At 68.9% G+C, this 20,636-nt stretch carries 25 protein-coding genes; 13 read left to right on the top strand and 12 right to left on the bottom strand.

Annotation, left to right across the window (positions count from 1 at the left end):
* Positions 1-210: 210 nt before the first annotated feature.
* Both ACRSBM_RS25595 and ACRSBM_RS25590 read right to left on the bottom strand, forming a co-directional pair.
* Positions 211-369: an RGCVC family protein gene (locus ACRSBM_RS25595; protein WP_434446783.1), complete on the bottom strand. Its 159-nt coding sequence runs from the start codon at positions 367-369 to the stop codon at positions 211-213.
* A gap of 62 nt (positions 370-431) precedes the next feature.
* Entirely contained in the window at positions 432-659 is a 228-nt protein-coding gene (locus ACRSBM_RS25590) for a hypothetical protein (RefSeq protein WP_434446781.1), read from the bottom strand.
* 993 nt (positions 660-1,652) lie between these two features.
* Between ACRSBM_RS25590 and ACRSBM_RS25585 the strand changes: the two genes are divergently transcribed.
* A complete protein-coding gene (locus ACRSBM_RS25585; protein ID WP_434446779.1) occupies positions 1,653-1,931 on the top strand; it encodes an isoamylase in 279 nt (92 codons plus the stop codon).
* Between the two features lie 158 nt (positions 1,932-2,089).
* On the opposite strand, the gene trxA is transcribed toward ACRSBM_RS25585, so the two are convergent.
* Positions 2,090-2,428, bottom strand: coding sequence for a thioredoxin (gene trxA, locus ACRSBM_RS25580; protein WP_434446777.1), 339 nt, complete (start codon positions 2,426-2,428; stop codon positions 2,090-2,092).
* Positions 2,425-4,155, bottom strand: coding sequence for a cytochrome c biogenesis protein DipZ (locus tag ACRSBM_RS25575; protein ID WP_434446775.1), 1,731 nt, complete (start codon positions 4,153-4,155; stop codon positions 2,425-2,427). Before ACRSBM_RS25575 ends, trxA begins: the two co-directional genes overlap by 4 nt.
* A 278-nt stretch (positions 4,156-4,433) precedes the next feature.
* Between ACRSBM_RS25575 and ACRSBM_RS25570 the strand changes: the two genes are divergently transcribed.
* A complete protein-coding gene (locus tag ACRSBM_RS25570; RefSeq protein WP_434446773.1) occupies positions 4,434-5,087 on the top strand; it encodes a fasciclin domain-containing protein in 654 nt (217 codons plus the stop codon).
* A 55-nt stretch (positions 5,088-5,142) separates the two neighbouring features.
* Here the strand turns inward: ACRSBM_RS25570 and ACRSBM_RS25565 are convergent, their stop codons facing one another.
* Positions 5,143-5,439 (bottom strand): NAD-binding protein, encoded by a 297-nt coding sequence (locus tag ACRSBM_RS25565; protein ID WP_434453212.1) that lies wholly within the window; start codon positions 5,437-5,439, stop codon positions 5,143-5,145.
* On the opposite strand from ACRSBM_RS25565, the gene ACRSBM_RS25560 reads away from it, so the two are divergent.
* From ACRSBM_RS25560 to ACRSBM_RS25545, 4 genes are all read left to right on the top strand, one after another.
* Positions 5,402-5,566: a hypothetical protein gene (locus ACRSBM_RS25560; protein ID WP_434453518.1), complete on the top strand. Its 165-nt coding sequence runs from the start codon at positions 5,402-5,404 to the stop codon at positions 5,564-5,566. The genes ACRSBM_RS25565 and ACRSBM_RS25560 overlap by 38 nt on opposite strands.
* Positions 5,567-5,860: 294 nt before the next feature.
* On the top strand, positions 5,861-6,562 hold the full coding sequence (locus tag ACRSBM_RS25555; protein WP_434446771.1) for a copper chaperone PCu(A)C: 702 nt from the start codon (positions 5,861-5,863) through the stop codon (positions 6,560-6,562).
* 33 nt (positions 6,563-6,595) lie between these two features.
* Positions 6,596-7,609 (top strand): S1C family serine protease, encoded by a 1,014-nt coding sequence (locus ACRSBM_RS25550; protein WP_434446770.1) that lies wholly within the window; start codon positions 6,596-6,598, stop codon positions 7,607-7,609.
* Positions 7,610-7,768: 159 nt separating this feature from the next.
* Entirely contained in the window at positions 7,769-9,127 is a 1,359-nt protein-coding gene (locus ACRSBM_RS25545) for a HAMP domain-containing sensor histidine kinase (protein WP_434446768.1), read from the top strand.
* A gap of 68 nt (positions 9,128-9,195) precedes the next feature.
* Here ACRSBM_RS25545 and ACRSBM_RS25540 read toward each other — a convergent pair whose 3' ends face one another.
* The gene (locus ACRSBM_RS25540) at positions 9,196-9,828 is read right to left on the bottom strand and encodes an RNA-guided endonuclease TnpB family protein (protein ID WP_434446766.1); all 633 of its coding nucleotides are present in this window, start codon (positions 9,826-9,828) and stop codon (positions 9,196-9,198) included.
* Positions 9,829-9,852: 24 nt separating this feature from the next.
* Positions 9,853-10,263: a hypothetical protein gene (locus tag ACRSBM_RS25535; protein ID WP_434446765.1), complete on the bottom strand. Its 411-nt coding sequence runs from the start codon at positions 10,261-10,263 to the stop codon at positions 9,853-9,855.
* 23 nt (positions 10,264-10,286) lie between these two features.
* On the opposite strand from ACRSBM_RS25535, the gene tnpA reads away from it, so the two are divergent.
* Positions 10,287-10,715 (top strand): IS200/IS605 family transposase, encoded by a 429-nt coding sequence (gene tnpA / locus ACRSBM_RS25530; RefSeq protein WP_434446763.1) that lies wholly within the window; start codon positions 10,287-10,289, stop codon positions 10,713-10,715.
* 77 nt (positions 10,716-10,792) lie between these two features.
* On the opposite strand, the gene ACRSBM_RS25525 is transcribed toward tnpA, so the two are convergent.
* A complete protein-coding gene (locus ACRSBM_RS25525) occupies positions 10,793-11,017 on the bottom strand; it encodes a hypothetical protein (RefSeq protein WP_434446761.1) in 225 nt (74 codons plus the stop codon).
* A gap of 68 nt (positions 11,018-11,085) precedes the next feature.
* Between ACRSBM_RS25525 and ACRSBM_RS25520 the strand changes: the two genes are divergently transcribed.
* The 4 genes from ACRSBM_RS25520 to ACRSBM_RS25505 all read left to right on the top strand — a co-directional run bounded on the left by ACRSBM_RS25520 (position 11,086) and on the right by ACRSBM_RS25505 (position 14,899).
* On the top strand, positions 11,086-11,301 hold the full coding sequence (locus ACRSBM_RS25520; RefSeq protein WP_434446760.1) for a hypothetical protein: 216 nt from the start codon (positions 11,086-11,088) through the stop codon (positions 11,299-11,301).
* 125 nt (positions 11,302-11,426) lie between these two features.
* Positions 11,427-12,020 (top strand): NAD(P)-binding protein, encoded by a 594-nt coding sequence (locus tag ACRSBM_RS25515; RefSeq protein WP_434446758.1) that lies wholly within the window; start codon positions 11,427-11,429, stop codon positions 12,018-12,020.
* Between the two features lie 3 nt (positions 12,021-12,023).
* On the top strand, positions 12,024-13,085 hold the full coding sequence (locus tag ACRSBM_RS25510; protein ID WP_434446757.1) for a glucose 1-dehydrogenase: 1,062 nt from the start codon (positions 12,024-12,026) through the stop codon (positions 13,083-13,085).
* The gene (locus tag ACRSBM_RS25505) at positions 13,082-14,899 is read left to right on the top strand and encodes a glycoside hydrolase family 15 protein (protein ID WP_434446755.1); all 1,818 of its coding nucleotides are present in this window, start codon (positions 13,082-13,084) and stop codon (positions 14,897-14,899) included. The genes ACRSBM_RS25510 and ACRSBM_RS25505 overlap by 4 nt, the downstream gene beginning before the upstream one ends.
* 59 nt (positions 14,900-14,958) lie before the next feature.
* On the opposite strand, the gene ACRSBM_RS25500 is transcribed toward ACRSBM_RS25505, so the two are convergent.
* From ACRSBM_RS25500 to ACRSBM_RS25490, 3 genes are all read right to left on the bottom strand, one after another.
* Positions 14,959-15,447: a MarR family winged helix-turn-helix transcriptional regulator gene (locus ACRSBM_RS25500; protein ID WP_434446753.1), complete on the bottom strand. Its 489-nt coding sequence runs from the start codon at positions 15,445-15,447 to the stop codon at positions 14,959-14,961.
* A gap of 79 nt (positions 15,448-15,526) precedes the next feature.
* Positions 15,527-15,946 carry an SRPBCC family protein gene (locus tag ACRSBM_RS25495; RefSeq protein ID WP_434446751.1) on the bottom strand — a complete coding sequence of 140 codons (420 nt, stop codon included), beginning with the start codon at positions 15,944-15,946 and terminating at the stop codon, positions 15,527-15,529.
* 98 nt (positions 15,947-16,044) lie between these two features.
* Positions 16,045-16,728: a response regulator gene (locus ACRSBM_RS25490; protein ID WP_434446749.1), complete on the bottom strand. Its 684-nt coding sequence runs from the start codon at positions 16,726-16,728 to the stop codon at positions 16,045-16,047.
* 504 nt (positions 16,729-17,232) lie between these two features.
* On the opposite strand from ACRSBM_RS25490, the gene ACRSBM_RS25485 reads away from it, so the two are divergent.
* Both ACRSBM_RS25485 and ACRSBM_RS25480 read left to right on the top strand, forming a co-directional pair.
* Positions 17,233-19,377, top strand: a complete 2,145-nt coding sequence (locus ACRSBM_RS25485; protein ID WP_434446747.1) for an ATP-binding protein — start codon at positions 17,233-17,235, stop codon at positions 19,375-19,377.
* Positions 19,378-19,503: 126 nt separating this feature from the next.
* Positions 19,504-19,920 (top strand): ATP-binding protein, encoded by a 417-nt coding sequence (locus tag ACRSBM_RS25480; protein ID WP_434446745.1) that lies wholly within the window; start codon positions 19,504-19,506, stop codon positions 19,918-19,920.
* Positions 19,921-19,962: 42 nt separating this feature from the next.
* Here ACRSBM_RS25480 and ACRSBM_RS25475 read toward each other — a convergent pair whose 3' ends face one another.
* On the bottom strand, positions 19,963-20,235 hold the full coding sequence (locus tag ACRSBM_RS25475; protein ID WP_434446743.1) for an STAS domain-containing protein: 273 nt from the start codon (positions 20,233-20,235) through the stop codon (positions 19,963-19,965).
* Between the last annotated feature and the right edge of the window lie 401 nt (positions 20,236-20,636).

The raw sequence follows: 20,636 nt of genomic DNA, 5'->3' as shown, positions 1-20,636 counted from the left end.
GTGCGCGCGTCTAGCGACCCGCGTCAGGTCGCCTCACCGGGCGGATACCCGTGGTGTGGCGGTGGCGAAACCGGTTCGGTGTCTCCGTCAGCGTGTGTCAGCTGGAAGGAGCACGAGTGAGGTCGGACGGCGCGGAAGCCGGTGGCCCGTGGAGCCCTTGGGGCCTGGGGACCTCGGACTCGACGCGCTGGTGGCGTCAGGCGTCGCACGTCACCGGCAGATGCAGCTTCGGGACAGCGCGACAGCTGTGGTCGCGGTGCAGTAGCGAACGCTGAGCGGGTCGTGCTCGTGCCACGGGTGCGGGCACGCCACACAGGTTTCGGCAGCGTCGGCGTGGTCGGCCAGTACGGCGGTTTGCAGCTCGGACACGGGCATGGGGTACTCCGATGATCGATGTCGGAACAAGAGGATGCGGAGTTGCGCTGGGCGGCTTAGCGGCCTGCCGGAGCAGGCAACCGGGCGCCTTCGGCGCTCCACTGCTGCAGCAGCAGCCGCATGGCCGCGAGGTCCGGCACCCGGTCCATGTCGGGGCTGAGCCAGCGAGTCACCTCGGCGTACCCGTAGACCTCCAACGCGGCCTGAGCGTCGTCGACCTGCCAGGGGCGCAAGGCCAGCCGTTCCGTGGTCAACGCGTCGGTGGTCCATGACGACGAGCTCATATCGGTGCTCCGTCCCCCGGTCACACGATCTGGCGGCCGATTTTTGAGAAAATGGTCCGTCATGGGACTCAAGCCATTTCGGAAGGAACGAGAACCCTCTTCAGAGAGGAGACTCTTGTCGTCAGACTACACCCATCACTTGCGCGCACGAGCAGATTTCTTCCCGACCAGAAAATCCGACGGGCACTTCCTGATAATCAGCTGTGAGTATCTGAGCTGCGAAGATCGGCTTGCTGACGATTTTCCAGCTCAGTCGGTGGGCGAACGGTATGCAATCGAGAGTTGGGAAAATTTCGATCGATGACAACCGATGCGACAACAGTACGTTCAACGCGGCGGCTCTGGCGTTGGTCGGCAGGGTGAACGGCGGGTAGCCGCGTTCGCGAACGCCTGTGACTCTGTCGCCCGCAAGACCACACGATTCGGCGATTGTGCTGTCTGCACAGCGCGTCGGCGCGTCGGGTGCGGTACTTCATCGGCAGGCTGTCTCAACACGGCGACCGAGAAGCGTGGAAGGAACGATGACTAGATGATCCGGATCGTGCCTGCCAAGGACCAGCAAATACGAGTGACCTGGGCGCTGCCACGGCATGAGCCGCCGGGCCCTGTCAGCGTGGTCGGCGACTTCAACGACTGGACTCCGACGGGCACTTCCTGATAATCAGCTGTGAGTATCTGAGCTGCGAAGATCGGCTTGCTGACGATTTTCCAGCTCAGTCGGTGGGCGAACGGTATGCAATCGAGAGTTGGGAAAATTTCGATCGATGACAACCGATGCGACAACAGTACGTTCAACGCGGCGGCTCTGGCGTTGGTCGGCAGGGTGAACGGCGGGTAGCCGCGTTCGCGAACGCCTGTGACTCTGTCGCCCGCAAGACCACACGATTCGGCGATTGTGCTGTCTGCACAGCGCGTCGGCGCGTCGGGTGCGGTACTTCATCGGCAGGCTGTCTCAACACGGCGACCGAGAAGCGTGGAAGGAACGATGACTAGATGATCCGGATCGTGCCTGCCAAGGACCAGCAAATACGAGTGACCTGGGCGCTGCCACGGCATGAGCCGCCGGGCCCTGTCAGCGTGGTCGGCGACTTCAACGACTGGACTCCGGGAGCGACCGCGCTGCGGGCCCGCTCCAACGGCAACCGCACCGCGACGGTCGTCGTGCCGCGCGGCACCACCCTGCGCTTCCGCTATCTCGGCTCGAACGGTCACTGGTTCGACGACGAGGACGCGGCCGTGCGCGACGACCACGGGTGCCTGATCGTCGTCTGACTCGAACGTCGGAGCCGCAACGTCCCATCGGGCGTCGATGGTCACCGTGACCGCCCAGAGCTGCCGAATGCCCGCCTGCGTGTTGAGCGCGGTCGCCGCGCCGTGACTTCGGGGATGCGTCACCCACACCGCGCGCACCGGCCGGTGAAGCGGGCGGTTCAGAGCCAGGCGGCGAGTGCTTTGAGGATGTCCGCGCGCCGTCGTGGTGCCGTGAGGGTCGCGACGGGTTGCCCGCCGGAGAACAGGATCAGCGTGGGGATGCTGAGCACCTGGTAGCGGACGGCGATGTCGGGGTTGGCGTCGATGTCGACCTTCACGACGGAGAGGGCGTCCTGGTGTTCCTCGGCGATGCCGAGGACGACGGGGCTCAATGCCTTGCACGGCCCGCACCAAGGTGCCCAGAAGTCGACCAGCACTGGCTTGCCCGCGGCGAGAACGGTGGTGTCGAAGGAGTCCGTGGTGACGTCGACGAGCTGCATGGTGGGGTTCCTGCTCATCCGAAGGTGAAGGAGAATGCCTGGACGCCGGGGCTGACGGTCGCGGTGAGCGAGCCGCCCTGGATCTGCTGGGTGGTGAGGAGCTGGTAGGAGTCGGGGGTGCCGTCGACCTCGATGGTCTTGGTCTGGCCGTTCAGTTCGACGGTGACGGTTCCCTTGCCGGACAGGACCATCCGGACTTCCTTGGCGCGGTAGTTGAGCTTGATCCGGCCGGAACCGCTGGTGGGCGTGATGTGCTGGCTCGTGAGCGTCCACTGGCCGGAGAGCGCGAAGCTGTCGCCGGGCTGGTTCTCGGGGAACTGGAACGACTTGTCGCCGCTGGTGTAGGTCTCGGTGCCGGCGAAGTTCACGCGCTTGGTCGAGCCCAGGTAGGTCTCGCGGGTGATGTCGGCGACGACCGGGGTGTCGTCGGCCAGTTCCGTGGCGGCCGGTAGCCGGACACCGGGCCTGGCATCGGCGAGCAACTGGCGGATCAGCTTCTCGGTGACCTGGTAGTCGCCTTCACCGAACTTGATGTGCCGCACGGTGCCCTGGGCGTCGATCAGGTAGTGCGCGGGCCAGTAGCGGTTGCGGTAGTTGGTCCAGGTGGCGAGGTTGTTGTCCAGGGCGACCGGGTAGGTGATGCCGAAGTTCTTCGCGGCGGCCCTGACGTTGCCGGGTTCCTTCTCGAAGGCGTACTCGGGGGAGTGGATGCCGATGACCTGCAGTCCGGCGTCGCGGTAGGCCTTGTCCCACGCGGTGATGTGCGGGATGGAGCGCTGGCAGTTGATGCACGAGTAGGCCCAGAAGTCGAGCATGACGACCTTGCCGCGCAACGACTTCAGGTCGAGTGCCTGGCCGTCGGGCGTGTTGAGCCACTGCTGGATGCCGGTGATGTCCGGCGCGGTGCCGCAGCTCTCCAGCTCGGGCGCGCCGTCGGAGCACTGGTCGAGGTCCTTGTTCTGGTCGTTGACCAGCCCGCCGAGGTTGAGCGCCCTGCGGACCTGCTCGGAGTTGTTGACCTTGTCCTGCAACGAGCTGGTGTAGTCCGGGATCGCCCGCTGCAGCAGCTGGGGCAGGTTGAACACCAGCCCGATGGCGAGCGCGATCATCACGAGGCCCGCGGTGACGCGGATTCCCCGCTGGCGCTTGCGGAAGGCCTGCACGCGTTCGGCGACCCGGCGCCCGGCGAGGGCGAAGATCAGCAGCGGGATCGCCGCGCCGACGGCGAAGGTGAGGGTGAGGATGACGGTTTCGGTGCCGATCCTGCCGGTGGAGCCGGCGACGGTGATGGCGGCGAGGACCGGGCCGGCGCAGGGTACGTAGACCGCGCCCAGCGCCAGGCCGAGGGTGAACCCGCCGCGGCTCGCGTCCGGGTTGCGTTGCGGGATCCACGTGAACGGCTTTTCCAGCAGGTGTTCGAAGCGCGGCACGATGAGGCCGATGCCGATCAGCACGAGCACGACGATTCCGGCCCAGCGCAGGACGTCCTGCGGCAGGTTCAGCACCGAGAGCAGAAGTGACCCGAACAGGGTGACCAGGCTGAAGCTGACGACGAGTCCGGCGATGACGAGGTAGGGCCGGGTGCGGGAGGCCGGTTTCGCCGCCGGCGCCACCCCTGACCCGGACGCCGTGCGGGCGCTCTGCGTGCCGCCGGAGAAGAAGATGACGGGAAGGACGGGGAGGATGCACGGCGAGATGCCGGTGACCAGGCCGCCGATCAGACCGATCAGTGCGAGGGTCAACATGTGGGGCCCAACTCGGATTGACGGAAGTGCGAGATGTCCCTGGTTCGCTGCTGATCGCGTCGCGGATTGCCCCGTGCGGCAGAACCGGTTGGTGTATCAGGAAGTGCGCCGAGCCGGCCGTCGACTGTGGACTCCAGCTTTCAGCCGGGTCGTTTGTGCTGGTGAGGATCGATGTGCGGAGCCGTTGGTAACAGGTCGGTAACCGCACCCATCCGGTCGCCCAGGGGCGGCGAATCACCAGTAGCAACCTCCCCGTTCACCCTTGGAGATGTCCTGTCATGAACAAGACCGTTCGCAGCACCGTCCTGGCCGCCGGCGCCGTCTCGCTCGCCCTCTTCGGCGCTGCCTGCGGCTCGAGTGACATGGCCGGCACCGGCACCTCGTCCAGCGCCGCTCCCACCTCCACGGCGACGACCTCGTCGGCCGCGATGGCCGACCCGGCCCGCGACCTCGTCGGCCCCGGCTGTGCCGACTACGCCAAGCAGGTTCCCTCCGGCTCCGGTTCCGTGTCGGGCATGGCCGCCGACCCGGTCGCCGTCGCGGCGAGCAACAACCCGCTGCTCACGACGCTGGTCAGCGCCGTGTCCGGCAAGCTCAACCCGAAGGTCGACCTCGTCTCGACGCTCAACGGCAGCGAGTTCACCGTCTTCGCGCCGGTCGACTCGGCGTTCGCGAAGATCGACGCCGCCACGATCGAGAAGCTCAAGACCGACGACGCGCTGCTCACCAAGATCCTGACCTACCACGTGGTCCCCGGCCAGATCTCGCCCGACAAGATCACCGGCGAGCAGAAGACCGTCCAGACCGGCACCGTCAAGGTCACCGGCACCGGCGACGCGCTGAAGGTCAACGACGCCAACGTGATCTGCGGCGGCGTGCACACCGCCAACGCCACCGTCTACCTGATCGACTCGGTCCTGATGCCCTCGTAAGCAAACGATGAGGTCTGACGAACTCCGGAAACGGCACCGCTGTTTCCGGAGTTCGTCATGTCTGCTCGTCGGTTGGTCTGAAGTGGACGGACGTCACGTCGGAGGACAGGAACAGCGTGTGGTTCGCCGGTTCACGGATGACGGCCACGATCACGGCGTCGGGGTTCAGCGACCGGACCGCTCTCGTGATCAGGAAGGCGTTGAGGTCGTCCGGCACCGTGACGATGACACGATCCGCGGCGTCAGCATCCGCTTTGCCGAGCGCACATCTGTCCCGCCCGTCGCCGTGGACCGCGATGGCACCAGCTCGAACAATGCCACCACCGGAAACTCCCGGCGACTCCGGTGACACCGGTGCGACCGGTTCGACCGGTGACGCCTCCAACCACAGCAACACGGTCGGCGGCCACTCCGGTCCGGCGGGCGACGGCGGCGACGCCGCGTCCTGGACGCACGGGAAGCACTCCGTGAAGGTGTGACCACGAGGTGATCACAGGGCGGGGCCGGCATCTGCCGGCCCCGCCTTTCGCTTGCTCGAAGTCCCGTGACACGGTGGTGCGCGCCATCGGCGTGCTGGCCACCGCCCACATCACTTGTGGGTCACGGTGGTGTGAATGGCGTGCAGGCCTCGGTGCCACGGGAACCCAGGGAGCGATTCGTCTCGCCGGCACGAGGACTTCGGAGGCATCACGGTCATGGGTTGTCGTTGGTCCGCATCGCTCGCGACGGCCGCGCTGGCCTTGGTCCTGGTTTCGTGCGGTGATCCACAACAGGTGAAGGAGAGCGGCACGATCGGCGCGAACGGCCAGGTGGGGGACGTGTTGCTGCGCAACGTGCACGTCGTTCCACCAGGTGGGGACGGCTACCAGCAGGGTGACGATGCCGCCGTCCGGCTCGCGTTGTTCAACAAGGCCGCACGACCCGATGCGCTCGTCGACGTACGCACCGATGCCGCGACCAACGCTTCGCTGTTGTGGGACGCCGCGTGTGACGGGGAGTCCGAGCAGGTGCAGCGGTTGCCACTGCTGGCGGACGGCGGTGTCACCCGGCTGAGTGGCTCGCTGCTGCAGTACCGCGTCCAGTTGGACGGCTTCACCCGCGAGGTGCAGGCGGGCACCGAAATCCCCATGACGTTCCGGTTCGAGCAAGCCGGTGAGGTCTCACTGGACGTGCCGGTGGAGGCCGTCGCCGACCTGGACGGCGCTGGTCACCCTGGGGACTGTCCGGCCGCGGGCGCCACCTCGTCGCCGCCGTCTCCCGAAGCCGTGACGTTGCGCGGCACGGTGCGTTCCGGTGTGGAGGCCGGTTGCCTCGTGATGGAGTCCGACGGACGCCAGTACCTGCTGCTCGGCGGGAACTCGGCCGTGGTCAAGCCGGGCGCGGAGGTCGTGCTCGAGGGCGTGGCGCGGCAGGGGCAGGCGACGACCTGCCAGCAGGGCATCCCGTTCGAGATCGCGCGGGCCGAGCCGGCCTGACGCCGCTGCCGAAGCGGTGATGGAGGAGCTGACGTGAAGGACGAACGACCGCGCTGGGCGGCCATGGCGATCACCGTGCTGGCGCTGGCGGGCTGCACGTCGGGAGGTACCGCGGACAACAGGTCCACTCCGGCTCCGCCGCCGCAGGTCAGTGCCGGATTCTCCTACGCGGACCTGGTCGAACGGGCCGCACCGCACGTCGTGACGGTGCGCACGGCCAACGGTGTCGGCAGCGGCGTGGTCTTCCGGGCCGATGTCGTGCTGACCAACGATCACGTCGTCGGCCAGGCGAAACAGGTGGAGATCGAGTACGCCGACGGCGGCCGGTCGCCGGGGACGGTGCTCGCCGCGGACGCGATCACCGACCTCGCGGTGGTGCGCACCGAGCGCAAGGACCTGCCGGTTGCCGAGTTCCGCCGGGAACTGCCGCGTCCCGGCGACCCGGTGGTGGCGATCGGCAGCCCGCTCGGGTTCGAGAACTCGGTGACGGCGGGCATCGTGTCCGGCCTGCACCGCGAGATTCCCGGTTCGGTGGCGAGCACGCGGTCGATGGTGGACCTGATCCAGACCGACGCGGCCATCTCGCCGGGCAACTCCGGCGGTGCGCTGCTCGACACGGCGGGCCGCGTCGTCGGCATCAACGAGGCGTACATCCCGCCGGCGGCGGGTGCCGTGTCGCTCGGCTTCGCGATCCCGTCCGCGACGGCGGTCGACATCGCCGAACAGCTGCTGGAGGACGGCACGGCGGAGCACGCGTACCTCGGCGTGACGGCGGGCAGGCTGACGCCGCAGATCCGGGAGCAGTACGGGGTCCAGGCCGACCACGGCGTGCTCGTCCTCGGCGTCGACCAGAACGGGCCCGCCGCGACGGCCGGTGTCCGGGTGGGCGATGTGATCGTCGGGTTGGCCGAGTCGGAGGTGCGCAGCACCGAGGACCTGCTCGGCGCGCTTCGTGGTGTGGACGAGGGCCAACGTGTCGGACTCACGCTCACGCGGGACGGGCAACGCCAGGAGCTGACCGTCACGATCCAGACCCGCGAACGCTGACAGCTCGGGGTCCACTGTGGCGTGCCCTCGCGGTGGATGCCGCGCAACCTTGCGAAACGCTTTCGGAGTCGGGCGTGCCGGACGTCAGCGTGGCAAGGTGGCACCAGTACCACCAGGAACGGACGAGATGGTCGAGCCACGGGAAGCTTCGTGCTGCGGATGTCGATGCGATGGCGGGTGGCCGCCGCGCTCGGTTTCTGCTCACTGCTGATCACCAGCGTGCTCGCTGTCGCGACGTGGAACTTCGCGTCGGACTACATGCTGCGGCAACGGGTGCAGGGCGCCACGAGGCAGGCCGAGGTCAACGTCCGGCTGGTCGACGAAGCGGTGCGCACCGGTTCCGGTGGGCTGAAGGACCTGCTGACCGGCCTCACGACCGATGCCGACTCCACGATCCTGTTGTTCCGCGACGGCACCGTGCTCACCAGTGGCCGTCAGGTCGCTCCGGACGCACTGCCCTCCGGCCTGCTCGGCCTCGCCCGTGACGGCGTCGCCGCACGGCAGCGGATCCGGGTCGACGGGGTGCCCGTTCTGGCCGTGACCGAGCCCATCGCCTCGGCGCCGCCGGGCTTCTACGTCGAGTTGTTCCCGCTGACCCAGCTCGATCGGATCCTGCGGTTCCTCAGCGGGTTGCTGATCGCGGGGACCGTGCTCAGCTGGCTCGCCGGCGTCGCGCTCGGCTGGTGGGCGGGCAGGCGGGCGCTGCGGCCGCTGTCCGACCTCACCGCGGCCGCGTCCCGGATCGTCGCCGGTGACCTGAAGGCCAGGCTGCCCGAGCAGTCCGACCGCGACCTCGCTCCGCTGATCGAGAGGTTCAACGCCACCGCGGGCGCACTCGAGCAACGGGTGCTCAGGGACGCGCGGTTCGCGGGCGACGTCAGCCACGAGCTGCGCTCGCCGTTGACGACGATGGTGAACGCCGCCGCGGTGCTGCGGCGCCGGCAGGCCGCGTTGCCCGGAGTCGCCGGCACCGCGCTGGAGCTGCTGACGTCCGAGGTGGACAGGTTCGCCCGGATGGTCGTGGACCTGATGGAGATCACCAGGGCGGACCAGGGCGCGGGCGGCGACGTGCTGGAGCCCTTCGACGTCGGAGAGCTGGTGCGCACCATGGCGGACGCCCGGCTGGGCAGCTCCACCGAGGTGGTGGTGGAACAGGGCCCCGCGGTCGTGCTGGGCGACCGGCGCCGGATGGACCGGGTGGTGGGAAACCTGTTGGAGAACGCGGAACGGCACGCGCACGGCCCGGTGCGGCTCGCGGTGCTGAACAGCGGCGACACCGTCCGGCTGGAGGTCGACGACGCCGGTCCCGGTGTGCCGGAGGAGCTGCGCGCCCAGGTGTTCGAGCGGTTCACCCGCGGCAGCCGGGCGGGTAACCGGGGCGCCGACACCGGCAGTGGTCTCGGTCTCGCGCTCGTCGCCGAGCACGTGCGGCGGCACGGGGGCCAGGTGTGGGTCGAGGACCGGCCAGGAGGCGGAGCGAGGTTCGTGGTGGAGATCCCGAAGGTGAAGCAGTCATGAACTCGTCCCTGAAGGGACGAGCTTGCCAACCGCCGCGAGCGGCGGTCTCCAGGCTTGCTGCTGCCGTCCTAGCTGGCTGCCAGGATGGGCGCTGCGTCTGGGCGCATGACTTCGCCCCAGCAGGCGTGGCAGGTCTGCGAGGTGTAGGCCGAATCGACCTGCACCACCACCACACCGGCCTGCTGGGCCTTGTAGGTCAGGAACTGACCGAATCGGGCGAAAGCCCAGGAGTGCAGCGTGGCCCGTTGGGGCTTGCGAAGCCGTACCCTGGCGCGGATTCCTGTCAATTCCTCGACAGCGATCCCGCGTCCGGTGCGTTCAGCCTCGGCCACGATGTTCTTGCTGATCCGGTGGTTCACGTCGGCCGCGAACCGTGCCTCCTTGCGGCGGCGTTGCTTGAGCAGCCGTCTCGCGGAGGATGTCCTCTTGGCCTGCAACCGGTCCCGGATTCGGTTCTGGCGTTCGCGGTAGCGATTCAGGCGCGACCCGCTGAACCGGTCACCGTCAGAGGTGGTCGCGATGTTGACGATGCCCAGGTCGACCCCGAGGAACCCGTTCGCCGGTTCCTGCCGGGCGGCCTCGGGACTGTCGACGACGGCGTGCAGCAGCCACACTCCGTCCCTGTGCAGCAGATCGGTTTCCCCGATCGCCGGTCGGGAGCGCAGCAGGGCGAGATGTCTGGGGATTCCGACGATCCGCACGCTGCGGAGTCGACCGGCGACCGTTCAGATCGACACTGTCCCGTAGCGGCCCGCGTCACCGAGTTGCCAGGACAGACAGCGGGCGTCGAACGGCTGCGCCGCTTGCGGACGGAACCTGATCGGGGTGTCCTCGACTTTTCGGCGCTGGTCCGACCCAGGTGGCCCGTAGTTGCCTGCCTTGAGGTTGGCCCGCAGTGTCGTGTAGGCGTCCACGGTCTTGCCGATGACCCGGATCGCCGGTTGCGCGGCCAGCCCGAACCGTTCCCGCAGTTCGGTGTAGAGACGTTTCTGCACGTCGAACTTCCGGAACACCTGGTCGGTGTACATCCGCTCAGACAGCCAAGAAGCTGCCGTGTTGCAGGCGTGCAGGGTATCGCACAGCGCCGACGCCTGTTCGGGCGTCGGCAGCAACCGCACCTGCACAACCTGCTTCACGTTGATCATCAAAGCATTGGTCTATGTCACCACGGTGGGAACCTGACCCCAACGTACGCAGGGGACGCAGTGTCATCTACAGCCTTCACATCCATCTGGTCTTCGTCACAAAGTATCGGCGTGGCGCGTTCACCGATCAGATCTTGCGCCGCTGCGAGGAGATCATGCGGGACGTGTGCGCCAGCCTGGGTGCGGAGCTGCGTGAGTTCAACGGCGAGACCGACCACGTGCACCTGCTCGTGCACTACCCGCCCAGTCTGGCCCTGTCCACACTGGTCAACGGTCTCAAAGGCGTCTCCTCTCGACGCCTGCGGCAGGAATTCTCCGCGCACATCCGCCGATACCTGTGGGGGCAGCACTTCTGGTCGCCCTCCTACTTCGCCGGGTCGTGCGGTGGTGCGCCCTTGTCAATCATCAAGGAGTACATCGACCAGCAGAAGCGTCCCGACTGACGGGCCGCTGCGCGGGCCGCGCAAGCCGGGATCGGCTCCTCCTGACCGTAAACGACCAGGCTTCCGCCGATTGGAGTTCAGGTGAAAGCGGCGGCGGCGGCATTGGCCGCGGTGTTGACGATCGCGGCCTGTGGAGTGTCCACACAGGATGAACCGGAGCCGCTCAACTCGATCGACAGCAGCAACGCGCCCACTCCCACGGTGACGCAGAGACCCCATGTCTCGCCATCCAGCTCAACGGACCCTACGACGACCGCCACCACGAAGCCGGTGCCGTCACCGGCCGAACGATCGTCAGCCACTCGTTAGGTCAGCGGGCCGGGCACTTCACCGACGATGGACGGTGACAGGTTTCGACGAGGAGGAGAACATGACAGCTCAGCTCGATCGGTCCGACAAGCACGTGCTGACGGCCACCAGCGAGCTCAGCGCCGAGTACGACGGCGTGCTGTCGTCGCGGATCGTGGCGGACACGGTGCTCGGCGCACGCAGGGACCTCGAAGGACAGATCGTGCCCGACGCGATCGGGGAGATGCTGCACCAACTGGCCCGCTACCGGCTGGAACGGCTCAAGATCCGCGCCTGAGACCAGCGCATTCGCGGAGGCGTGCCGACCTTACGACTCGCTGACACCGGGGCTCCCATGATTGCGGGCCGCCGGTGTGGGGCACTCCACGGACGAGACCAGCTGTCGTCCGGACGGAAGCTGACATGATCCAGCGCACCATTCTCATCGGTTACGGTGTGAACGCACGGGTCGCACTGGCGTCTCTGCGGATGGACTGCCTGCGACCTGGCCTCACCGTGGTCGACATCGACGGGGCACGCGTGGTGCAGGCGGCGGAGGACGGCGCCCGCGCACTCCTGGGGGACGGCTGCCACCTGGGCACTCTCCTGCAGGCGGGCGTGGAACACGCCCAGCAGATCATCGTCGCGGTCGGCAACGACGCGCTGGCCCTGCGGATCACGGCCGCCCTGCGGTGCGCCAACGAGGATGCGACGCTGGTCGCCGTGATCTCCGAACCGCAGCTGTGCGAGATGGTCGTGCACCTTGGTGCCGACCACGTCATCGTCACCCCCCAGGTAGTGGAGCCGGCACCGGAGATCGGCGAGGACGCGCCGCTGGCGGTGGCCGAGCGGAGCGTGGACACCGACGAGGTGGGCAGGCCGCCCGTGTTCTGCCAGCCGACGGTGCTCGCGCTGGTGCGGGACGGCAGGCGGATGTGGCTCGAAGATCCCGAGGCGGGGTGCCTGCGGGAGGGCGACAAGGTGCTCGAAGTCCTTCCGGCGACCGGGGAAGCGTGAGGAATGCGTGCTCTTACCGTCCACCCAGGACAGAACTCCACGGTGGCCGTCACCGACGTGCCCGATCCGCGAGCGGGGGAGGGTGAGCTGCTCGTCGACGGACTCGCGGTCGGAGTGTGCGGCACCGACAAGGAGATCCTGGCCGGCGACTACGGCTGGGCGCCGCCGGGGCGGGAGCGGCTGGTGCTCGGGCACGAGTCGCTCGGCCGGGTGCGCGGCGCGCCCGCCGGCAGTGGCTTCAGCGAAGGCGATCTGGTCGTCGGCGTGGTCCGCCGCCCCGATCCCGTTCCGTGCGGAGCCTGCGCGAACGGCGAGTTCGACATGTGCCGCAACGGGAAGTACGTGGAACGCGGGATCAAGGAGCTCGACGGCTACGCCAGCGAGAGGTGGACCGTCGAACCGGAGTACGCCGTGCGGCTCGACCCTTCGCTGCGCACGGTCGGGATGCTGGTGGAGCCGGCCTCGGTCGTGGCCAAGGCGTGGGAGCAGATCCACCGCATCGGCGAACGGGCCTGGTTCGAGCCGCAGCGCGTGCTGGTGACCGGTGCGGGGCCGATCGGCCTGCTGGCCGCGTTGATCGGCGCACAGCAGAAGCTCGACGTGCACGTGCTGGACAGGATCAAGGACGGCCCCAAGCCGGAGCTGGTCCGTGCGCTCGGCGCCACCTACCACCACGAGGCCGCCGACGAGGTGGCCGCGCACCTGAAGCCCGACGTGGTGATCGAGGCGACGGGCGCGGGCAGCGTGGTGTTCGACGTCCTCACCAACACCGCGGCCTACGGCATCGTTTGCCTGACCGGCGTGTCGTCGGGTGGCCGCACCCTGCGGCTCGACGCCGGTGCGGTGAACCGCGACCTCGTGCTGGAGAACGACGCCGTGTTCGGCTCGGTCAACGCGAACCTGCGCCACTACCGGCAGGCCGCGGACGTGCTGGCGAAGGCGGACCGGTCGTGGCTCGAGTCGATGATCAGCCGGCGGGTGCCGTTGTCGCGCCACAGCGACGCTTTCACCGCCGGGCCCGACGACGTCAAGGTGGTCATCACGATGGACGAGGCGGATCGGTGAGCCCGGCGCACATCGAGGACTACGCGCTGCTCGGCGACCTGCAGACCGCCGCGCTGGTCGACCGTGGCGGCAGCATCGACTGGTTGTGCCTGCCGCGGTTCGACTCCCCGGCGTGCTTCGCCGCCCTGCTGCACGACGAGAGCGCGGGCAGGTGGCTGCTGGCGCCCGCCGCCGGAGGCACCTGCACCCGCCGCCGCTACCGCGGGGACACGTTGATCCTCGAGACGGAGTGGGAGACGCCGGACGGCACCGTGCGCGTGATCGACTTCATGCCGCCGCGCGGAGACGCCGCGGACGTCGTGCGGATCGCCGAGGGCGTGTCGGGCCGCGTGCCCATGCACACCGAGCTCCGCCTGCGGTTCGACTACGGCAATGTCGCGCCGTGGATCCGGCACGAGGACGGTCACCTGGTCGCGGTGGCAGGTCCGGACGCCACGTGGCTGAACGGGCCTGTCCCGATGCGCCAGGACGGTGGCGACGCCCGCGCCACCTTCGACCTGAGCGCTGGGCAACGGGTGGCGTTCGTGCTCACCCACTCGCCGTCCCACCTGCCCCCACCTGGGGCCGTCGATGCAGAACTGGCGCTGGCCGACACCGAGAAGTACTGGCAGGCGTGGATCGGGCACTGTGACTACGACGGCCGGTGGGGCGAGGAGGTGCGCCGCTCACTGGTCCTGCTCAAGGCGCTCACGTACGCGCCCACCGGTGGCATCGTCGCCGCGGCGACCACGTCACTGCCCGAACAGCTCGGCGGCCCGCGCAACTGGGACTACCGCTACTGCTGGCTGCGGGACGCCACCTTCACGCTGCAGGCGTTGCTCGGCACCGGGTTCGTCGACGAGGCACGAGCCTGGCGCGAGTGGCTCGTCCGTGCCGTCGCCGGCGACCCGAGCAAGCTCCAGATCATGTACGGCCTCGACGGCAGCCGCCGGCTCCAGGAACTGGAGCTGCCGTGGCTGTCCGGGTACGAGGGCTCCGCTCCGGTGCGGATCGGGAACGCCGCCGCGGACCAGTTCCAGCTCGACGTGTGGGGAGAGGTCCTCGACGGGCTGCACCTCGCTCGGGAGGCCGGCATCGCGGTCTCCGACACGGCGTGGGACGTGCAGCGCGCGTTGCTCGACTTCCTTGAGGGGAACTGGGATCAGCCCGACAACAGCCTCTGGGAGGTGCGCGGCCCACGACGGCATTTCGTGCACTCGAAGGTGATGGCGTGGGCGGGCCTCGACCGCGCGGTGCACACGGTGCAGAAGCACGGCCTGGACGGGCCGGTCGATCGGTGGAAGCGCGTGCGCGAGGAGATCCACCGTGAGGTCTGCGAGCGGGGCTACGACGCCGATCTGGGTACCTTCACGCAGTTCTACGGCTCCACCGCCGTCGACGCGGCACTGCTCCTGCTGCCGCGCGTCGGGTTCCTGCCGTGGAACGATCCCCGCATCCACGGGACCGTCGAAGCCGTGCGGTACCACCTCGACCGGGACGGGTTCGTGCTGCGCTACGACACCGAGGTGGAGGGCCGGGTGGACGGACTTCCCGGCACCGAGGGCGCGTTCCTGGCGTGCAGCTTCTGGCTCGCCGACGCGTTGCAGGGCATCGGTCGGACCGACGAGGCCGTCGAGCTGTTCGAGCGGTTGCTGGCGCTGCGCAACGATGTCGGCATGCTCAGCGAGGAGTACGACATCACCACCCGCCGTCACCTCGGCAACACGCCGCAGGCGTTCAGCCTGGTGGGACTGGTCAACACGGCGCGCAGCCTCGAAGGGGCGCACACCGCGACGTCGGCTTCCCGCGAGGACCAGCATCTCGACCATAGGTGAGGCCCGGGGAACGGTGGCCGCGCGGCACGTCATGAGTCCGATGTGGACACCCGAGCGGATCAGATCCAGCCGAGATCTCCAGGCGCGCCCGTCGCCGGAGGCTCACCGCCGGCCTCGGCGAACGCGGTGAGCGCGTCGACCAGTCCACGCCGCTCGTGGTCGGGCATGCTCGCGACGATCCGGCCGATCGCGGCCTTGCGCCGGCGCGTGACACCGCGCACGACCCGGCGGCCCTCGTCGCTCAGTTCGACCACGACCTCCCGTCGTGAGGCCGGGTTCGGCTGGCGCCGCACCATCTCGGTCACGACCAGCCGGTCGATCATGCGGGTGGCCGTGGACGGATTGACGTCCAGCAGGTCCGCCAGCGTCGAGATCTTCACGGCACCGCGACTGTCCAGGATGACCAGCATCCGGAACTGCGGCAGGGTCAGGGTTTCCTCGACCGCGGCCAGCGATCGGGCGGAAACGGCGACGAGCAGGCGAGAAGCGGTGAGGACCGCGTCGGTCAACGCGTCGATGTCGCTGGTGCCGGCCTTGGAGCGCGCCATGCCACTGTTGTACCCCAGTCGCGGCTGACGGCGAACATCGCCGACGTGGCCGGCATGTCCCTCGTCCGGGGCGTTTCTCCTAGTGGACGACATCGTGCCGCGACAAGGTGTGGATCACCTGCCGCCGCGCACGGCGTTCCATGAGGACGACGGCCACGAGCGCGTCCAGCGCCTCGTCCACCCAGCTGTGGACGCGGCTCGCCCGCACGTACGGCAGGCCGGTCAGCTGGACGGTCACCGCGCTGCGGTCCTGGCTGAGCCGCAGCACCTGCAGCCTCCCGGAGCAACTGGTGGTCGACTCGGCTCCCCACGAGATGCGGAGCCGGTCCCAGTCGATCTCGACCCGGCGTTCGAGATCGAGGTCGCCGTGGCGGCGCGGTAACCACAGTCTGATCTGGCGAGGGCTCGACAGCTCGATCTCGACGGCACCAGGCAGCCAGCTCGTCAGGTTCTCCAGATCCGAGACGACGTCGAAGACGGTGTCGGCGTCAGCGGGCATGGAACGGCACCGAGTCATTGCCAGGTCCTTTCGGCGGGTGTGCCCCCATCCTGTCCACGCCGGAGCGCGGGTGAACCTGACGACTCGCTGACGATCTCTCAGCGGGGAGGCCCGATCTTGTAACCGGAGCCGCGCACGGTCAGCACGAACACCGGGTCGTCGGCGTTGTGCTCGACCTTCGTGCGCAGCCTGCGGATGTGGACGTCGAGCAGCCGCGTGTCGCCGTAGTAGTCATAGCCCCACACGCGCTGCAGCAACTGTTCCCGGGTCACGATCCGGCCGCGTGCCGCCGCGAGTTCGACGAGCAGCCGGAACTCGGTGCGCGTCAGCCGGAGCTCCTCGTCACCCCGCTTCACGACACCTTCGTCCGGCCAGATCTCCAGGTCCTCGACCCGCCACGACACGTCCTGCTTGGCCGCCGCGCTGCGCCTGAGCAGTGCGCGGATGCGCGCGGCGAGCTCGCTCGCGACGAGCGGCTTCGTCACGTAGTCGTCCGCGCCCGCCTCGAGCCCCGCTATGACGTCGCGGGTGTCGGTGCGGGCGGTGACGATGATGATGGGCAGATCGCCTTGTGCGCGAAGGGTCCGGCACACCTGCAGACCGTCCACACCGGGCAGCATGAGGTCGAGCAGCACGACGTCGAACCGGTCCGCGGTCAGTCTGCTCAGCGCGTCTTCGCCGGACACCGACTCCTCGACGTCGAAGCCCTCGTCGGCCAGCGCCAGACCGAGCGCCTGACGAATGCGCTCGTCGTCTTCCACGAGCAGCACGGAGCAGTCCATGATTTGCGTTTCCTCACTGGGTTCCAGTGCTGCTTCTACCACCGTCCCATGGTGGGCGCATCTGCGGACGACCGCCTGCCATCGGAAGGAACTCGTAAGGTTGCATTGTGCACGAATCAGGCATGCTGCCCGTGCGGGCGCACACCCGTCGGGGTCGTACGCTCGCGCCAGCGGTTCCGGGGAAGGCCAGGTGCCGGCTGCGCAGAGAGCAGCCGGCACCTGCTGTCGCACTACGAAAGGCCGGCACCTGTCGTGACGGGCATGCCGATGACCGGCGAGACCACGGGGACGATCCTCGTCTGTGACTCTTGTGGACGGTCCAGAACGCTCTCGGACACCGGACGCGTCGCGTGGCACCTGCTCTGGATCCAGGCGGACCAGGCGGGGTGGACAGGCCCGGACCGGGCGATCGGGCCGCACTACTGCCCGATCTGCTCGCGGGTTGAATGATCAACCACCGGCCGGATCGAACGAGCGGACCCAGTTCCGCGCCATACTCTGGGCATGGCGGAGCGTGGTGATGCCGGCACGTGGCGGGAGTCCGTGTTGCGCGTCGACAGCCAGATGGCGTCCCTCGTCGCGGAGTTCGACTGGGCGGGCAGCGAACTGGGGCCGATCGAGGACTGGCCGGAGAGTCTGCGCACCGCCGTCGCGATCTGCCTGACGTCCCGCTTCCCCATCCTGCTGTGGTGGGGGCCCGAGCTGGTGATGATCTACAACGACGCCGACCGCCCGATCCTCGGCGCGTCGAAGCACCCGTACGCCCTCGGCAGGGCCGGCAGGTCGGTCTGGCCGGAGATCTGGCACGTGATCGGCCCGATGCTGCGCGGTGTCCTCGACGGCAACGGGGCGACGTGGTCGGACGACCAGCTGCTGTCCAACGCCGTGAAGTACACCCTCGACGGAGAGATCGCCCTCGAACTGCGCGATGCTGGTTCGTACGCGGAGCTGAAAATTCGGGACACCGGCGTGGGCATTCCGGCGGAGGAGATGCCGAAGCTGTTCGAACGCTTCCACCGGGTTCGCGGCAGCGGCGGCCGCTCGCACGAGGGCAGCGGCATCGGGCTCGCGCTCGTCGCGGAGCTCCTTCGCCTGCTCGGCGGATCGATCTCGGCGGAGTCGTCTCCCGGTGCGGGCTCCACGTTCACCGTGTGCCTGCCCTACGGCAGAGCGGCGTCCGCACCGCACCGGGAGCGTCGTGACGCCCAGGCGGTGGACACCTACGTCGAGGAAACGCTGTCGTGGTCGGCGGAGGATCCGGCGCCGGGTCCGCTCTGCGCCGACGGGCGGCCGCGGTTGCTGATCGCGGAGGACAACGCCGACCTGCGCCGCTACCTCGCCGAGCTGGCCGGGAACGAGTACGTGGTCGACCTCGCCGTCGACGGCGAGGACGCGCTGCGGAAGATGCGCGCCGCTCCTCCCGACATGCTTTTCGCGGACGTGATGATGCCGCGGCTGGACGGGTTCGGCCTGCTGGCCGCGCTGCGCGCCGACCCGCTGCTCGCCGGCACCCCGGTCCTGCTGCTGTCGGCGCGCGCCGGCGAGGAGGCGACCGCGGAGGGTTTCGCCGCCGGCGCGGACGACTACCTGGTCAAGCCGTTCGCCGCGACCGACCTGCGCACCCGGCTGCGGGCCAACCTGGTCCGCTCGGCCGCCCGCACCAGGGACACCGCCTGGCGCACCGCCATGCTGCACTCGTTGAGCGAAGGCGTGTTCGTCGCGGACGCCGCCGGTGTGGTGGTCGAGGTGAACGACGCGTTCGAACGCATCACCGGCTGGGGAATGCGCACCGCCCCGTACCCACCGCCCTACCCCTGGTGGCCGACGGAAGAGCAGGACCTGGAAGGGCGCCAGCTGCTCGACAACGCACTGGTGGACCTGCTCGACGAGCGGACGGGTGAGTACGACGTCGCCTGCCGCCACCGCGAAGGCCACACGATCTGGCTCTCGGTGACCGCCACGGAGATCGGGGCCGGCGGCGGGGGTGAGCGCATGCTGGTCGGCACCATCCGGGACGTCACCCGCGAACACGGCCTGCGCGAGCTGCGCAAGGCGGCCGTGACCCTCGCCGCCGCGCTGGCCTCCGAGACGGATCTGCAGGACCTCTACGGCGCCGCCGTGCACGGTTTCGGCGAACTCTTCGGTGGACGGGCGATGATCCTCGTCGAGGGTCAGGCCACCATCACCGTCGACGGCCGGCAGGAACCGGCGGCACTGCCCGGGTATCATCTCGACGCGCAGAGCATGAACCAGCCTGCTGTCGGCAGCGCCGCCGGCATCCTGATTCCCGCCGTGGGCAGCGGGCACCGGGTGTGGGTGGAGTTCCCGGCGCCCCGCGTGGTGACCGCGGACGAGCAGCTCGTCGCCGCCATGCTCGGCGAGGTCCTGGCCGCGGGCCTCGACCGCGCGACCCTGAAGGCCGACCGCCGGCACACCGAGCACAACCTCCGCTGCGCCATGGAGAGTCATCGGCTGATCGGCCAGGCCGTCGGCATCCTGATGGAACGTCACCGGCTGACCGCCGCCGTGGCCTTCAGCCGCCTGCGCGAGGTGTCGCAGCAGCACAACGTGAAGCTACGCCTCGCCGCCGAGAAGATGATCGAGACCGGACAGGACCCCGCGGACGTCGCGGCACACCTGAAACCCTGACGACCGCACGCCGCCGTGCGTGTCACGGCGCCGGATGATGGTGATCTCCGGTCGGACGGGCCATGATGAAGGCCGGGCTGGCCGGGCGTTCGAACCGCCGGGCCAGCGTCGAGCGAACACCCGGACGTGAGGACTGTGCTTCCGATCGACGACCCCGGCGACACACCGAAACCTCTCACCCAGGACCTGGACGATCCGACGCCGTCGATCGCGGCCGTCCGGGACTGGGCCAGGGACAGCCTGAGCGACCTGGACGCCGACGTCGTCGAGGACGTGGTGCTGGTGGTCAACGAGTTGGTGAGCAACGCGTTCGACCACGGCCGCGCTTCGCGCCAGGTCCGGCTGCATCGATCCAGCAACCCCTGCTCGATCCGGGTGGAGGTCGAGGACGCCTCGCTCGACGCGCCGGTGCTGGGCGTGTCCCGGCTGAACGCCGGCCGCGGCCGTGGGTTGATCATCGTCGCGCGGCTGGCCAAGGACTGGGGCGTCGTGCCGCAACCGGCGGGGAAGACCGTCTGGGCTGAGATCAGCTGCGTGCCCTAACGATCTTCGGGCGGCGCGCCGACGGCCGCCAGCGCGTCGGTCCTAGTGATCTCCGGCTGACGCGCCCACGGCCGCCAGCGCGTCGGACACGCTCGGGTACAGGTCCAGCAACCGGTCGACGTCGGTGATGTGCAGCGGTTTCAGCACGGTCCTGTGGGCGGCCACCACGGCTAGCCGGGCGTGGGATTCTTCCATCCCGAGATGGGCGTGCAACACCAGCCTCACTCCGGCCGAGCCCAGGAACGTCACCCCGCCGAGGTCGAGGACCATGGCTTCCGGACGTGTCGCCAGGCAGGCGTCCAGCTCGTCGAACATGGCGTCGACCGACTGTCCACCTCGCCACTGATCGCGAGGACGGGGACGGCGCCGTCGTGAGGGGTCCTCGGGTGGGCAGGCACTGAATTCTGACCGCTGTGCATGTCAGTTCTCCGTGTCGCTGACGCTCTCGCCGACTCGCCTGGGCCGCATGTTCAACCCGGACCAGCAGCTGCGGCTACGCGTGCGCCAGATGCGTGGACCTCTTCCACAGTAGGACGGCCCACAGGTGCGGGCAACCGGTGGGTCCGGTGACAGGTTCGGAAGAGTCCGGGCTGGGTACAGAAGGGCAGCCGTGCGCGCGCGTGACTGCACGGTAGGTCCATCTCTGGTGGTCCGGCCGGATCCGGTGCGGGTCGTTGAGCAATCCAGCGCCCGCGTCGGACCGGTTCCCACCTGCC

Origin of the sequence: Lentzea xerophila, assembly GCF_051094245.1 — a bacterium.
In the GTDB taxonomy this organism is placed as follows: domain Bacteria; phylum Actinomycetota; class Actinomycetes; order Mycobacteriales; family Pseudonocardiaceae; genus Lentzea; species Lentzea xerophila.
This window is presented reverse-complemented; position numbering and strand designations above follow the sequence as displayed.